The sequence below is a fragment of the Streptomyces sp. WMMC940 genome (assembly GCF_027460265.1).
In the GTDB taxonomy this organism is placed as follows: Bacteria; Actinomycetota; Actinomycetes; order Streptomycetales; family Streptomycetaceae; genus Streptomyces.
In genome coordinates this window covers 107,643-121,367 of the sequence record NZ_JAPZBC010000001.1, presented here as the reverse complement: position 1 = coordinate 121,367, position 13,725 = coordinate 107,643, and the positions used below count along the sequence as shown (strand labels likewise).

The 13,725-nt window shown below is 67.8% G+C and carries 11 protein-coding genes and 6 pseudogenes; 10 read left to right on the top strand and 7 right to left on the bottom strand.

Annotation, left to right across the window (positions count from 1 at the left end; all coding sequences use genetic code 11):
* The first annotated feature begins 144 nt into the window (after positions 1-144).
* The 3 genes and pseudogenes from O7595_RS00635 to O7595_RS00625 form a co-directional block, all read left to right on the top strand.
* Positions 145-1,074, top strand: a complete 930-nt coding sequence (locus O7595_RS00635) for a helix-turn-helix transcriptional regulator (RefSeq protein WP_443071545.1) — start codon at positions 145-147, stop codon at positions 1,072-1,074.
* 101 nt (positions 1,075-1,175) lie between these two features.
* Positions 1,176-1,346, top strand: a pseudogene (locus O7595_RS00630) (transposase); the annotation flags it as partial.
* Between the two features lie 162 nt (positions 1,347-1,508).
* Positions 1,509-1,925 (top strand): annotated as a pseudogene (locus O7595_RS00625) (transposase); the annotation flags it as partial.
* Here the strand turns inward: O7595_RS00625 and O7595_RS00620 are convergent.
* Both O7595_RS00620 and O7595_RS00615 read right to left on the bottom strand, forming a co-directional pair.
* The gene (locus O7595_RS00620; RefSeq protein ID WP_443071544.1) at positions 1,811-3,880 is read right to left on the bottom strand and encodes an ISAzo13 family transposase; all 2,070 of its coding nucleotides are present in this window, start codon (positions 3,878-3,880) and stop codon (positions 1,811-1,813) included. The pseudogene O7595_RS00625 and the gene O7595_RS00620 overlap by 115 nt on opposite strands.
* A 52-nt stretch (positions 3,881-3,932) precedes the next feature.
* Positions 3,933-4,115, bottom strand: a pseudogene (locus O7595_RS00615) (transposase); the annotation flags it as partial.
* Positions 4,116-4,953: 838 nt separating this feature from the next.
* On the opposite strand from O7595_RS00615, the pseudogene O7595_RS00610 reads away from it, so the two are divergent.
* Positions 4,954-5,717, top strand: a pseudogene (locus O7595_RS00610) (transposase family protein).
* A gap of 138 nt (positions 5,718-5,855) precedes the next feature.
* Here the strand turns inward: O7595_RS00610 and O7595_RS00605 are convergent.
* The 4 genes from O7595_RS00605 to O7595_RS00590 form a co-directional block, all read right to left on the bottom strand.
* Entirely contained in the window at positions 5,856-6,134 is a 279-nt protein-coding gene (locus tag O7595_RS00605) for a DUF3817 domain-containing protein (RefSeq protein ID WP_332328341.1), read from the bottom strand.
* A gap of 2 nt (positions 6,135-6,136) precedes the next feature.
* On the bottom strand, positions 6,137-6,604 hold the full coding sequence (locus O7595_RS00600; protein ID WP_269726754.1) for a DUF2269 family protein: 468 nt from the start codon (positions 6,602-6,604) through the stop codon (positions 6,137-6,139).
* On the bottom strand, positions 6,601-6,921 hold the full coding sequence (locus O7595_RS00595) for a hypothetical protein (protein ID WP_269726753.1): 321 nt from the start codon (positions 6,919-6,921) through the stop codon (positions 6,601-6,603). The genes O7595_RS00600 and O7595_RS00595 overlap by 4 nt, the downstream gene beginning before the upstream one ends.
* Before the next feature lie 71 nt (positions 6,922-6,992).
* The gene (locus O7595_RS00590; protein ID WP_269726752.1) at positions 6,993-7,682 is read right to left on the bottom strand and encodes a DJ-1/PfpI family protein; all 690 of its coding nucleotides are present in this window, start codon (positions 7,680-7,682) and stop codon (positions 6,993-6,995) included.
* 196 nt (positions 7,683-7,878) lie between these two features.
* On the opposite strand from O7595_RS00590, the gene O7595_RS00585 reads away from it, so the two are divergent.
* A complete protein-coding gene (locus O7595_RS00585) occupies positions 7,879-8,817 on the top strand; it encodes a GlxA family transcriptional regulator (protein WP_269726751.1) in 939 nt (312 codons plus the stop codon).
* A gap of 18 nt (positions 8,818-8,835) precedes the next feature.
* Positions 8,836-9,042: pseudogene (locus O7595_RS00580) on the top strand (transposase); the annotation flags it as partial.
* 73 nt (positions 9,043-9,115) lie between these two features.
* Here O7595_RS00580 and O7595_RS00575 read toward each other — a convergent pair.
* Complete coding sequence (locus tag O7595_RS00575; protein WP_269726750.1) at positions 9,116-9,733, bottom strand: hypothetical protein; 618 nt, start codon at positions 9,731-9,733, stop codon at positions 9,116-9,118.
* 295 nt (positions 9,734-10,028) lie between these two features.
* Between O7595_RS00575 and O7595_RS00570 the strand changes: the two genes are divergently transcribed.
* From O7595_RS00570 to O7595_RS00555, 4 genes and pseudogenes are all read left to right on the top strand, one after another.
* The gene (locus O7595_RS00570) at positions 10,029-11,564 is read left to right on the top strand and encodes an ISL3 family transposase (RefSeq protein ID WP_443071543.1); all 1,536 of its coding nucleotides are present in this window, start codon (positions 10,029-10,031) and stop codon (positions 11,562-11,564) included.
* Positions 11,565-11,736: 172 nt separating this feature from the next.
* Positions 11,737-12,732 (top strand): helix-turn-helix transcriptional regulator, encoded by a 996-nt coding sequence (locus O7595_RS00565; RefSeq protein ID WP_269726749.1) that lies wholly within the window; start codon positions 11,737-11,739, stop codon positions 12,730-12,732.
* A 278-nt stretch (positions 12,733-13,010) separates the two neighbouring features.
* Positions 13,011-13,196 (top strand): hypothetical protein, encoded by a 186-nt coding sequence (locus tag O7595_RS00560; RefSeq protein ID WP_269726748.1) that lies wholly within the window; start codon positions 13,011-13,013, stop codon positions 13,194-13,196.
* A gap of 61 nt (positions 13,197-13,257) precedes the next feature.
* Positions 13,258-13,680 (top strand): annotated as a pseudogene (locus O7595_RS00555) (hypothetical protein); the annotation flags it as partial.
* Positions 13,681-13,725 lie beyond the last annotated feature (45 nt).

The window sequence follows — 13,725 nt, the reverse complement described above, 5'->3', positions numbered from 1 at the left end:
GCGCTGCGGACCCCTGATCGACCTTGGGTCGGCGCGGTCGAGGGGCTCGTTGTTGGAGTCACGTCGCCATCATCACGACCGAAACAGGTCATCTCCTGATCGGTTTGATGTGAAAGTCTCGTCGGCATGCGAGCAGACCGGCTGGTGGCCATCCTCCTCCTACTGCAACAGCGCGAGCTGGTGACAGCAGCGGAGGTCGCCCGAGAGCTGGAGGTCTCCGAGAGCACCGCCCGCCGTGACCTCGACGCTCTGGCCATGGCAGGGGTCCCCGTGTACTCCGCGCAGGGCCGAGGAGGTGGCTGGCGCCTCGTGGGCGGTGCCCGCACCGACCTGACCGGGTTGACTGCTCGGGAGGCCAGGGCACTGTTCCTGGTGGCCGGCCCGGCGTCGTCGGCGAACCCGGCCGCGAAGGCCGCTCTGCGCAAGCTCGTCCAAGCCTTGCCGGAGCCCTTCCGAGTACAAGCACAGGCAGCAGCGTCGTCGATGCTGGTGGATCCTCATCGATGGGGTGTGAGCCGGGTCGAGCACACAACCCCGCCGTTCCTCGACGACGTCCAAGACGCGGTGATCCGTGGCGTCCAGATCCGGCTTGGCTACGTCGACGGCGACGGCTCCGGAACCGAGCGGATCGTCCACCCGCTCGGCGTCGTCGCCAAAGGACCGACGTGGTACCTCGTCGCCAACACTGACGCCGGTCGACGGACGTTCCGGATCGACCGCGTGTCATCCGTCGAGCCGACCGACGATCCCGTGCACCGACCCGAGGGGTTCGACCTCGCTGACAGCTGGAGGGAGGTCGCCGACGAAGTCGACCGAAAGCGAACACCCCTCGAAGTCCAGGCCGTGTGCACTCCCGAAGGGATCGGCAAGCTCCGAATGGGGCTCGGGGACCGGCTCGAGGTTGGAGGTTCCACGATCGACGGCCGCATCGAGGTCGTGATCCGCGGCTACAACGAGCACGCGCTCGCGGGCGAACTCGCCGGACTGGTCGAATGGCTCGAAGTGACCGACCCACCTGGCGTGCGGGACCACCTCACCTTGATCGGCAACGCGCTCATCGAGCGATACAGCTGAGAGGACGTCAAGTCCGATCTTCCCCGGTTCGTGATCGCTCGATCGTGGTACTGATCGCCGCACGGGCGGCCTGTTGGTCATGTGCATGCCGGGATGCGGGTATGGATCGAAGACCGCATCCGAGCGACTTATCGGATGAGCAGTGGGCGTTGATCGAGCCAATGATCACGGCCTGGAAGCAGGGTCGGGTGGCGCGGTCGGCGACCAGGGATCCCGGGTCCTGCGACCTGCGGGAGGTCGTGAACGCGATCTTTTACCAGAACCGGACGGGCTGGATGGCGTCCCACGGAGTGGTGTAACGGATCTTGGCTAGGAAGTGCGCCGTTTCCGTGCCCTCGCGTGCCTCGACTGCCGGTGAACGCTCCCTGAGAACGGGGCAGGCCATCGTGCAACTGTCCTTGGTGAACTGCCAGTTCGATCCAAGGGGGTGCCCGGTGGCCTTGTCCCAGCATGACCTACTTCGCCTGCTTGAGTCGCTACGTTCGGCAGATGGTCTTGAACTCGTCCGCGAGGTCGCTGAGCGGCTGCTGCAGGAACTGATCGAGGCCGAGGCCACCGCCAGGATCGGTGCGGAGTGGGGTGAGAGGACCGGCACCCGCACCACCTGGCGCAACGGGCACCGGGAGAAGACCGTGACCACGCAGGCCGGCGACCTGGAGCTCGCGATCCCGAAACTGCGGACCGGGAGCTTCTTCCCGAGCCTGGTCGAGCGTCGGCGCCGGATCGACCAGGCCCTCTACGCGGTCGTCATGGAGGCGTACGTCCACGGCGACTCCACCCACTCGGTCGACGACCTGGTCAAAGCAGCAGGGGCCGGATCTCGCGGGCGAAGTTCCCGATCGAGGACCTGCTCACGTCCCCCAGCGCATCGGCAAGGACGTCCAGGGTGCACAGTTTCCGCAGGTAGAGGATGGCGATCACGACGCGTTCTCGGTCGGCGAGCTTTTGAGGGAAGATGCCGCCGCGGCTGCCTGGCGATCGGCGCCCCGGCGCTGGTAGGAGGCACGTTCGGCCTGGGCGGCCTGGGCGGCCTGGCGTGGGGTGAGACGGCGAGTGAGCTCATCGAGCTCTGCGCGGGACATGCCGGTAAGCCGTGGATGGGACAGGCCTGCATGATTCGGGTGCGCGTCGGGGTCTGGTCGGTGTCGAGGAAGGCCATCAGCGCGTCCGCCGTGGTGAACCGGCTGGAGGCGTAACCGGGCTGATGACCGTGGTCCTCCAGGACCCGGCGAGTCTCGGCGACGAGGTGGCCGATGCAGGTGGGGGTCACCTCCAGCATGTCGCCCAGCAGCTGCATCGAGCACACCTGCCGCTGGTAGAGGAGGGTGAGCATCACCCGGGCGGCGTCGTCGAACAGCGGCTTGGCCCGCTGGTTGCCGGTGGCCCGCCGGGCCCGTCCACCTCGCTGCTCGCTGTAGCGTTCCTGGGACCGGGCGGCCTGCAGCGGCGCCAACTCGGTGCACTGGTCAGCGGGTTCCGTACTACTCATGCCGGTCAGGCGAGGGTCTGCCAGGCGGGCCAGAAGTTCACGGCGCCGGTCGGCGACGCCGCGCGTCTCGCTGGCGGGCAGGGCCTGCGGCGCGGAGGATTCGGGCAGCAGGGTGTAGTTCCACTGGCCATGGACTTCGTGCCGGACCAGTGGCAGCGCGGCGAAGCGGTCCTTGCTGATCGCGATGCCGGTGGGGTAGTCGCCGGGATCGAGGTGGGCCTCGACGCGCAGACCGGCCCGGGTGCGGGTGGCTGCGATTGTTTCGATGACGACGTCGTGGCTGGTCAGCGGCCTGCCGCGCCAGTTGTGGGTGATGTGGGAGAACAGTCGGTGCTCGATTTTGTTCCATTTACTTGTGCCCGGAGGAAACTGACACACCGTGATCGTCAGTCCGGTTTCGGCTGCCAGGGCGGCCAGTTCGCTCTTCCAGACCCGATAGCGGTAGCCGTTGGAGCCGCCCGCGTCTGATGTGATCAGCAGCCGTGACGCCTTCGGGTAGTCCAGGCTGCCGCGACAGCGCCACCAGCGGTGGATCGACTCGACCGCGAAGACCGACGTGTCGTGGTCGACACCGACGTTGACCCAGCCGGTGTTGCGGGCGATGTCATCGATCCCGTACGGGATCGCCTGCTGAACGTCCGGGCCGCTGAAGAAGAAGTGATGATCCTCCACCTCGACCGGCTCGCCCCTGGGGCGCCACTCGCGGCCGGCCATGGGCAGCCGTCCGATCCGCTCCCGCTTCTTGGTGTCCACGCTGATCACCGGCTCATCGTCGCCCTGGTGCTGTTTGACCTGCTTGTTGATGTAGCGGAACTGGGCATCCCGGTCGGGGTGCTGGGCACCCTCGAGGGTCTTGACGTTCGCCTGCAGACTGAAGCCCTCCTGCCTGAGCAGCCGGCTCACCGTCGGCGCGGACACCGGGTGTCCCTGGCGGGTCAGCTCTTCGGCCAGGTTCCGCAGCGACTTCGTCGTCCACCGCAGTGGAGACTCCGGATCACCCCGCTGGTCCGGCTCGACCAGCCCCAACAACGCCTTGAGCAGGACGGGATCGTTGGCTTCGGCCCGCTTGCGGCCTCCGCCAGGTGCACGCACCCGGCCGTCCGGCAGAGGCCCGGTCCCCGCTTCCAGCTCCGACACCCCACGACGCACGGTCGTCTCGCTGACCTGGGCGATCCGTGCCACTGTCCGTATGCCGCCATGCCCGTTCAGCTGGGCCTCGGTAGCCAGGGCCAGACGCCGCTGCCGCTCGTTCAGGTGAGGCAACAACGCCGAGAACCTGCCCTGAAGTTGGGAACAGATCTCCTCCGGAACCGCCATACCCTGACAACGAGCCAGTATCTGTAAAGCAGCACCTTGATTCTTTACGGCTTCTGTGAACCCAGCACCTCTGGTGCCTGGCCTGCGGAAACACCTCCGCCAGCGTTCTCCACAGGCCCATCGCACCGTCGCCGACCACCAGCATCGGGTCGCGCATCCCGCGCCGCCGACAGTCGCGCAGCAGGTCCGCCCAGGACTCGGTGGACTCGCGCAGACCCTCGGTGATCGCGATGAGTGCCGCCGATACGGCGTGCCCGGCGCGGGGTAGCCGGGTGGCATGGAAGCTACTGACACCGCTGCGCTGCGAGCCGTCGCCCTCGTCTGCGGTGACCTGCGCGTGCCATCGAACGTGTACATCGAGTCCTTCATCCCTTCCGCCGCGCTGTTCCCGCTGGCCGACGTCCTGGTCACCAACGGTGGGTACGGCGGCGTGCAGCTCGCTCTCCACCACGGCGTGCCGCTCGTCGTGGCAGGCGGCAGCGAGACAAGCCCGCGGTGGCCGCGCCCGGGGTGCCCACTTCGGCGTCGGTGTCGACCTGCGCGCCGGCCGACCGGAGGCCGCCGCGGTTGGGCAGGCCGTCCGGCGGGTGCTTGACGAGTCGGCGTTCCGACGCCGGGCACGGGAATTGAGCGCGGACTACCAGGCAGCCGAACCGGTGCGCGCCGTCCTCGACATCATCGACGGCGCGTGACATCTCCGATCACCACCCGGCTGCCGTGGCTCGTTCGACCTCGTCGACGGTGATTCGCATACCGCTCGCCACGGTCCCGGCAGTATGGGCCTGGGCGGGCACTGCGTACCGGAGCTCTGACTTCGGAGCACTCTGAGGTCTCCTGGTTGTCACGTGGGAGTTCCCCGCGTATATCCCCTGCCCTGCCGCCCAGCAGTGCACTCGATCGCGGAGAGCAAAGTGAGGCCTTTCAAACGAGCTCGTGGATGGTCGGCGTGGCGCGTCGAGACAATGAGCCCTTTCCAACTTGCGGCAACAGCGAGCCAGTTGGGGTGACAACGTGGTGAAGCCCCTGGTAGATGGGTTTTCGACCAAGAGAACCGTCTCCACCAGAGGCTTCGCATGCTTGTCTACCCTTCGGGCGTCGACGTGTCCAGCTCTGCCCTGCGCTTCCTGTCCGCCCGTCTGCGGCAGCACCGTCGCGCGATCGGCTCCCGCTGGAGGCGTCTGAACCCCGGCCGCCAGGCCTGCTCGCACTCGCCCACCTGCGGATGGGAAACACGTATGCCCAGCTCGCGGCCGGATTCGGTATCGGAACCACGACCGCCTATCGGTATGCCACCGAGGCTGTCGAACTCCTGGCAGGCCTCGCGCCCACCCTGGCCGACGCGATCCGGGTCGCGTCGACGAAGGCGTTCGTAATCCTCGACGGCACACTCCTGCCGACCGACCGCATCGCCGCGGACCGGCCCTTCTACTCCGGGAAACACAAGAAACACGGGATGAACCTGCAGGTCCTCACGGATCCCTTCGGCCGGCTGCTGTGGGCCTCGCCGGCACTGCCCGGCGCCGTCCACGATGTCCGCGCGGCCCGCGAGCACGGCATCGTCGACGCCCTTGCCGCAGCCGACATCAAGTGCTGGGCGGACAAGGCATATCGGGGTGCCGGCGGGAACGTTCGAACCCCCTACTGGGGCCGCTGGGAAACCCTTTCCACCGGCCAGCAGGCCGTCAACCGGTCCCACGCGAAGATTCGCGCACTCGTCGAGCAGGCCATGGCCACCCTCAAATCCTGGCGGCTCCTCCGCAGGCTCCGGTGCTCGACCACCCGCGTCACCAGCCTCGTCCGGGCCGTCCTCGCCCTGCATCTGGCCAGCTCAGAGTGAGGATGGAAAAGGCTCAATGATCGTGATTACAGCGGGGCTGTTGGCGCAGAGCGCCGAAACGGTGCTGGTGTCCTGCGTGAGCGCGGCAGTCGTGGTCTGCCGTGTGAGGAACTGTAGCGACAGATGTTCAACTCGCAATTATATCTCCTGGCCTACGGCCGCATCGCCGCGGTCGAGCAGCCGCAGCGCGAGCAGCCCCCCGACGCCCGGCACGAGGGCCGCGATGTTGACGGCCGGGGCAGGCTTGAGGCGCCATGTTGCGATCACTACGAACAGGTACGCGCAGCCGTGTGTGGGGCCCATCACGGACGAGATGGGCTTGAGATGGATGGTGAACACGTTGGCCAGCATCACGATCAGAGAGATCAGCTCGGCATGAGCTGCGATGCACAGGTGGCGTGGTGAACGCGGACGCATGGTCACGCTCCTGTGGTCGAGCCGGGGCGGATGATCATCAGGACGGTGACAGTCGCCCAGAGGAGGTTGAAGATGCCGGTGGCCAGGGCGAGACGGCTCGCAGTTTCGTGCGCCGGCGACGGCGTTTCGGCCGGGCTCGCCGTGTCGGTCAGGGCACGGTCCTGGCCGGGCAGGATCAGCAGGATCAGGACGCCGACGGCCGCTGCGGTCAGCACGATCGAGGTGATCAGCCAGGCGTCGCCGAGGACACCGAGGCTGCTGGCTGTGGCGAGGCCGAAGATGGGGACCGCGATGCCGATGCCGGCATAGACCTTGCAAATGCGGTGCAGTGTCTGCAGGGTCGTGCGGGTGCCGTCCCGGTCGCTGGCCGTACGGCGCAGCGTCCGGGGGAACATGCTGGCAGCGACGGCGACGGGGCCGACGGCCAGGATGGCGGCCAGGACGTGCAGGGACAGCAGAATCTTGGTCACGCCTGGTGCTCCACGGCCGCCCGGCGCTCGCCGGTGACCATCGAGGCCGGGAGGCGACCGGCCTTGGCGGTGCCGTTGAGCGTGTCGCCGTCCACGGTCACGTCGAAGGCCAGGTTGAGCCGCATGGGCTTGGTGATGGCCTGCTTCCAGGTGAGCCGGCCGCCGTCGAGGGCGATGTCGCTGAGTGGTACCTCCTCGCCGGTTCCGTGAGCGACGCCGGTCAGGGTGCCGTCCTTCTGCCTGCGCAGTTCCACCACGGCCTTGATCTTGCCGATGGGGGTGGAGATGGACAGGTTCCAGTTGCCTTCAACGGACATGCTGATGCTCCTTCTTGTGATGCGATACAGGCGTGAGGGGCGGCCAGCGGCGGTGGGTGCGGGCCGGGGGCTCAGAAGGTGGCGGGAGTGGGGCCCGTGGCGCGCCAGACGGTGCCGCGTCGCTCGTAGGCGAAGAGTTCCTCGACGGCGTGCGCGATGCGTGGGCCGACCTCGCGTTCCAGCAGGTGCAGGCCGAGGTCGAGTCCGGATGTGACGCCGGCGCCGGTGATCAGGTCGCCGTCGTCGACGACACGGGCGCGTACCGCGTGTGCTCCGGTGGCGTCCAGCATGTCCAGGCCCATGTGGTGCGTGGTGGCGTGTCGCTCCTCCAGCAAGCCGGCCATGGCCAGGACGAGCGAGCCGCCGCAGACGGTGGCGACGATCACGTCCGGGGCGTCCATCGCCCGCTTCAGGAGCGCGGGCAGCTCGGTGGTCAGCGTGCGGCCGAGCAGCACGGGGATGAACTCGCTCTGCTTCCACTCCCCGGTCCCCGCTTCCTCCTCCGGGACCTCGCCGGGTTCGCCGACGCGGCCGGAGGCTCCGGGCACCAGGATCATGTCCGCACGTTCCGGGTCGAGTGCGGCAGTGGCGCGCAGTACCAGCCCCCCGGTACCGCTGATCACCTCGCGAGGCCCCTCCGCGGAGGCCAGTTCCACGCTCACTGCGCCCTCCGAGGCTGTGCCACCGGCGTACAGCACCTCGTAGGGGGCGATGACATCGAGCGGGTCGAAGCCGTCGAACAGGCTGATCTGGACGTGCATGGGTCGTTCCTCCGGGCTCGGGTTTGCTGCGTCGTGGTGAAGCCAACCGGCTGCGGACTCCATCGCCTAGTGGCATGAATGACATATTCCAACGGGAAATTGCCATACCCTTTTACGGGCATCAAAGCTGCTGTCACATGGGCACACTGGCATCTTGGTCCGGGGTTCGCCGTGTTCCGAACAGGTAGGTTCCGCCATGCACACCATCGCCGTCCTTGCGCTGGACCAGGTGATCCCGTTCGACTTGTCCACGCCCATCGAGGTCTTTGCTCGGACCCGCCTGCCCGACGGGCGGCCCGGCTACCAGCTGCGGGTCTGCGCAGAACGCGACGAGATCGACGCCGGCGCCTTCACCCTGCGCGCGCCGTGGAACCTGGAGGGTTTGAAGAACGCGGATACGATCGTCGTGCCGGGAATCGCCGACCCCACGGCCCCGCTCCCTCCTGCCGTACGCGATGCTCTGAGGTCGGCCGCCGCGGCCGGGACGCGGATCGCCTCGCTGTGCGTGGGCACGTTTCCCCTCGCGGCCACCGGTCTCCTCGACGGGCTGCGCGTTACGACCCATTGGCGTGCGGCAGACCTACTGGCCGCCCTGCACCCGGACGTCACCGTCGACGCGGACGTCCTCTATGTCGACAACGGCCAGTTCCTCACCTCGGCAGGCGCTGCCGCCGGCATGGACCTGTGCCTGCACATGATCCGTCGTGACTACGGCTCGGCCGTCGCCGCCGATGCCGCCCGTCTTTCCGTGATGCCTCTCGAACGCGAAGGCGGACAGGCTCAGTTCATCGTCTACGACCATGCCCTCCCCCCGCAGGGGTCCGAGTTGGAGACGCTGCTGGCCTGGCTGCGGGAGAACCTCGCCCGCGACCTCACCCTGGGCGACATCGCCGCGCAGTGCGGAACCAGCACCCGCACCCTGATCCGACGCTTTCGCACCCAGACCGGCACCACCCCGCTCCAGTGGCTCCACCGAGCCCGCATCCGCCAGGCACAGCACCTGCTGGAGACCACCGAGCACTCCGTCGAGCGCATCGGCCACCAGGTCGGATTCGGCTCGCCCACCACCTTCCGCGACCGCTTCAAGCGCACCACCGGCGTCAGCCCGCAAACCTACCGGCGCACCTTCAGCTGACCCGTGACGCTATGCGGGCATCCGGGCATCGAGGCCGTATGCCGGGACGGATCGGCCACCTACGCCGAGGCGGTTCGCCGTGCCCTGCCCGACGCGGTCCAGATCAGCGACCGCTGGCACCTGTGGCACAACCTCGCCGAGGCCGTCCGCAAAGAAGTGGCCGCGCACAGCACCTGCCGGGCGAAAGCAGGCCCGCCCTCGGCCGAGGGCAGGCAGGCCACAACCCAGGGTCCGTTGCGTGATCAGGTTTTGTCCGTGTTCATCCGGTGAGTCCAAGGGCCGTTCAGTTGGTGCGGGATCACATTCCGCGGTCTGGGCCGTATGCCTCGCGAGTGGGCTGGCCTGGTCCTGCAGGTGGGTACTCCAGCCGCACGGGGCCGGGGTAGAAGGCTGCGCTGTCCCAGCCGGTCATCTCCTCACCGACGAGGTAGCGGTACAACCACTCGGCGAAGGTCATGGGGTGTCCGGCCCAGTCGCCCTCTGCCCCTTGCACCACCACACCGTCGGAGAACCCGTGGACCGACGAGGCTACGAAGACCGCAGCTCCTTGATCGGTGGCGGCGATGGGTATGAGACCGTCGGTGGTTCCGAAGCTGAGCTGGGGGAGTTGGCAGAAGACGCGAGGATCGTCATCCGGCCCAGTGATGTAGGACTCCCATTTGCTATCAGCCCAGGCTTCTGATGCCGAGCGGATCTCCTCGCCCAAGTTCCACCAGCTTGACGCAGGGTGGGACAGGGTGAGGTGTTCGTTGATCTGCACTGGTGCATACGCGTCGACGATCTGTTTGTAGTCCCCCGGAAACGTCCTGCCGAGTTCCTCCTCCAGGCTGAGCCAGGCTGCAGGGGCGGCGTAGCGTTCCTCTCCGGGGCCCAGCATCGCGAAGACGGCCTGAAGGTAGTCGGTCATGGCGGTCATGCCTCTCGAAGATGCTTGCCGGGAATCGTTCGTGCCAGCATCGAGCACCCTTCCTGTCGACGGCTGGCCGGGGTCCTTGTTGTCATGGCATGGAGATGGTACGGCAGCTGGTGCAAGACAGGTTGTGGGAGCTTTTCCTTCGCGTGATGCCCGAGGCGCCTGTGCGTCCGCAAGGCGGTGGACGTCGGAGGGCGGGCCTTGACCCTAGATCTTGGAGTCTTCGGGGACTGTCAAACGAGCGGCCCTGTCTCACATTCGGTGGTGACGGAGAGTCGTGAGCGTCGTTGACCCTCGCGTGAAGGATGTCAACGAGCTCGTGCAGACGGTGTTCTCGGGCCTGTCGCCGCTGGTCATCGAGGATGTGGTCGACGAAGACGAGCGGATCATGGTGCGGGCACGGACTCCGCGGGACACTGCGGTCTGCCCGGTGTGCGGGGCTTCGTCGGAACGCGTGCACGGCTATCACTGGCGGACAGTGGCCGACGTGCCGGTCGATGAACGACGGGTGGTGGTCCGTGTGCGGGTGCGGCGCCTGGTGTGTCCCACGCGCGGCTGCCGCCACACCTTCCGCGAGCAGGTGCCCGGAGTGCTGGACCGATATCAGCGGCGAACCGTCCGCCTGACCAGGCAAGTCAAGGCCGTGGTCAAGGAGTTAGCGGGCCGGGCCGGGACGCGTTTGCTGGCGATACTCGCGGTGAGCCTGTCGCGTCACACGGCTCTGCGCACGCTGCTGCGGATCCCGCTGCCCGTCGGGCGGGTGCCCCGTGTGATCGGCGTCGACGACTTCGCTCTGCGCCGGCGTCACCGCTACGCCACCGTGATCATCAACGCCGAGACCCATGAGCGGATCGACGTGCTGCCCGACCGCACGGCCGACACGCTCGAGACGTGGCTGCTCGACCATCCAGGCGTCGAGGTCGTGTGCCGCGACGGCTCCGCCACCTACGCCGAGGCCATCCGCCGCGCCCTGCCCGACGCGGTCCAAGTCGCCGACCGGTGGCATCTGTGGCACAACCTGTGCGAAGCAGCCCTGAGCGAGGTCAAAGCGCACAGCACCTGCTGGGCCGCCGTACTGGACGCGCCCATCTACGACGGGCCCCGCGCCCAGACCACCCTCGAACGCTGGCACCAGGTCCACGGCCTGCTCGACCAGGGCGTGGGCCTGCTCGAGTGCGCCCGCCGCCTGCAACTGGCCCTGAACACCGTCAAACGCTACGCCCGCGCCGACCGGCCCGAGCGCATGCTCCGCGTCCCCAAGTGCCGTGCCAGCCTGGTCGATCCCTACCGCGAGCACCTGCGCAGACGCCGAGCCGAAGACCCCGGCATCCCCGTCAAGCACCTCTACGAAGAGATCAAAGCCCTCGGCTTCACGGGCTGCCTGAACCTCCTGCACAAGTACATCAACCAAGGCCGTGCGGACGCCGACCGCAGCCATATCTCCCCGCGCCGGCTCGCCCGCATGCTGCTGACCAGGCCCGACAACCTCAAGGCCGAACAACACGAGCTCCTGGCCAAGCTCACCGCCGCCTGGCGCGAGATGACCCAACTGGCTGCACACATAAGGGACTTCGCCCCGCTCCTTACACCTCGCACCGACAATGCCGACGCGCTCACGCGCTGGGCCACCCAGGTCCGCGACGCCGACCTGCCCCACCTGCATGCCTTCACACGGGGGCTGGAACGAGACCGCGACGCCGTCAACGCCGCACTCACGCTTCCGTACAGCAACGGCCCCACCGAGGGTGTCAACACCAAGACCAAGCGGATCGCACGCCAGATGCACGGACGAGCAGGCTTCACCCTGCTTCGCCACCGCATCCTCCTCGGATAGGGGCACGCTCCGTCACCACCGAAAGTGAGACAGGGCCGCTCGTTTGACAGACCCGGAGTCCGGCCGGTGGCGGGGGAGGTACTCATGGAGTTCGCGGACAGTCGAGTCGAACCGGTCGGCGACTATCGGATGTGCTGAGATCGACGACGTCGAACAAGGAGGCTTACGCCTTATGGGGGAGAACGCGGAGAGCAATGACGCGCGCAGAAGAATCTATGGACTCATCTCCAGGAACCCCGGCTGGACCCTGGAGGAGATGGCGGCGGAGGTCGGGTGCTCACGCGCCGAGGCCGAGGAGATGTGTGACGAACTCGGTCTGCTGGGGCTGTTGACACCCGCCTCCGCCTCGCCCAGCGGCTATGTGACGGTGACTCCGGAAGTCGCTCTGACCCGACTCTTCTCGGCCGAGGAGCGGCAGACCACGGCGCACCTCCAACTGGTCTCGCGGATCCGCACGGCCATTTCGACCCTGGTGTGCGACCTCCCGCTGCTGTCGGAGGAACGGCGGGAGGTCGTCGACGTGCAGACGCTGCCGACGCCTGCGGTGGTGAACGCGTTTCTGGAACAGGCGGGCAGCGCCGCGCGGGTCCGTATGCGGTCGATGCACCCCGGCGGGCCGCCGCCGGAGGAGCTGATTGACGAGATGCTGCTGCGGGACAAGGAGATGGAGGGCCGCGGCATCCGGGTGGACGCGCTCTATCCGCGTCGCACGGCGGAGGTGCCGTACATGGCGGCCTATCTGGCGGACGCGGTGCGACCGGGGCGGGAGGCGCGGATCGCCGAGTACCTGCCCCTGCGCATGATCCTGTTCGACGACGACCGGGCGGTGCTGCCGGTCAATCCAGCGGACAGCAGCGAGGGTGCCTACGCGATCCACGGCAGATCGCTGGTGGCTTCCCTGCACGCGCTCTACGACTACTGCTGGCGGAACGCCGCGCCCTCGCCGTCCGTGCTCGCCCGGGCCGGCGAACACGTGACCCTCGACGGGCAGGATCTGGTCGTGGTGCGGATGCTCGCCGACGGGGTCAAGGACGAGGCGATCGCTCGCCATCTCGGGATCTCGTCGCGGACCCTCAGCAGAACGATCTCGGCGCTCATGGAGCGGCTGGGAGTCCAGACGCGTTTTCAGGCGGCCTTACGTATAGCCGAGTTAGGTCTCATGGACTGACGGTCGGCACGCGGGCGCACCACCGGTCCCGGTGGTGCGCCCGCGTGTGCACGTCACAGGTCGCCCAGGGCCTGGGATTTTACCTTTCCATGGCTCCCTGTCTCACTATGTGAGATGCGATCGAAGGGTGACGTCTGGCTGCCATGTCGGGATCACGCCGCCTCGAACGCTTGAACGGGATCCTCGTGGAAGATCACGATGTGGGAGCGAACCGGCCGGCCCAAACATCCCGGCCAGAGGCTTCACGCATTTGTTACAGACACCACGGGGGGATTCACATGTCTGCGGCTGTCCGTGCCTTCTTCTGTACCGCTCCGCTCGCTCTCGCCCTCTTCGCCGGGGCCGCCGCCGTTACCGCCACCGAGCCGGACGGCGCCGCGGACGCGGGCGCCACGCGGACCGGCGTGTTCGTGGCCGCCGGCACAGTGCTCGCGCTCCCCCAGGACGACAACGGCTGGTGGTGACGGACCTCCTCACCGCGCCGATCCGACCGCCAACGAGTCCGCCTTCCGAGGAGCAGCACCCATGGATGCCATCGCCGACGCGCCACCCGCCGTACCGCTTCCGGAGCTTCCGGGGCGCGCGGATGACCCGTCCCGCACCGTCGACATCGCCGTCATCGGGATCGGCTACGCCGGTCTTCCGCTGGCGGTCGCGGCGGCCACCGCCGGATACCGCACCCGCGGTCTCGACCTGAACGACTTCCTGGTGGCTCAGGTCAACATAGGACGGCCGCCCGTCGACACGGTCACGGCCGCCCAACTGAGCGCGGTCGCGGGGGTGCTGGATGCCACAACCGATCCGTCCTATCTGCGGGAGTGCTCGGTGGTGGCGCTGTGCGTGCCCACACCGGTGGACGACCACGGAGTCCCGGACCTCGACGCCCTGCTCTCCGCCGTGCGCACCGTCCGTCAGCATCTTGTCCCGGGACAACTGGTGATCGTCGAGTCGACCACGTACCCCGGTACCACCGAGGGGGTCGTGCGAGACGTC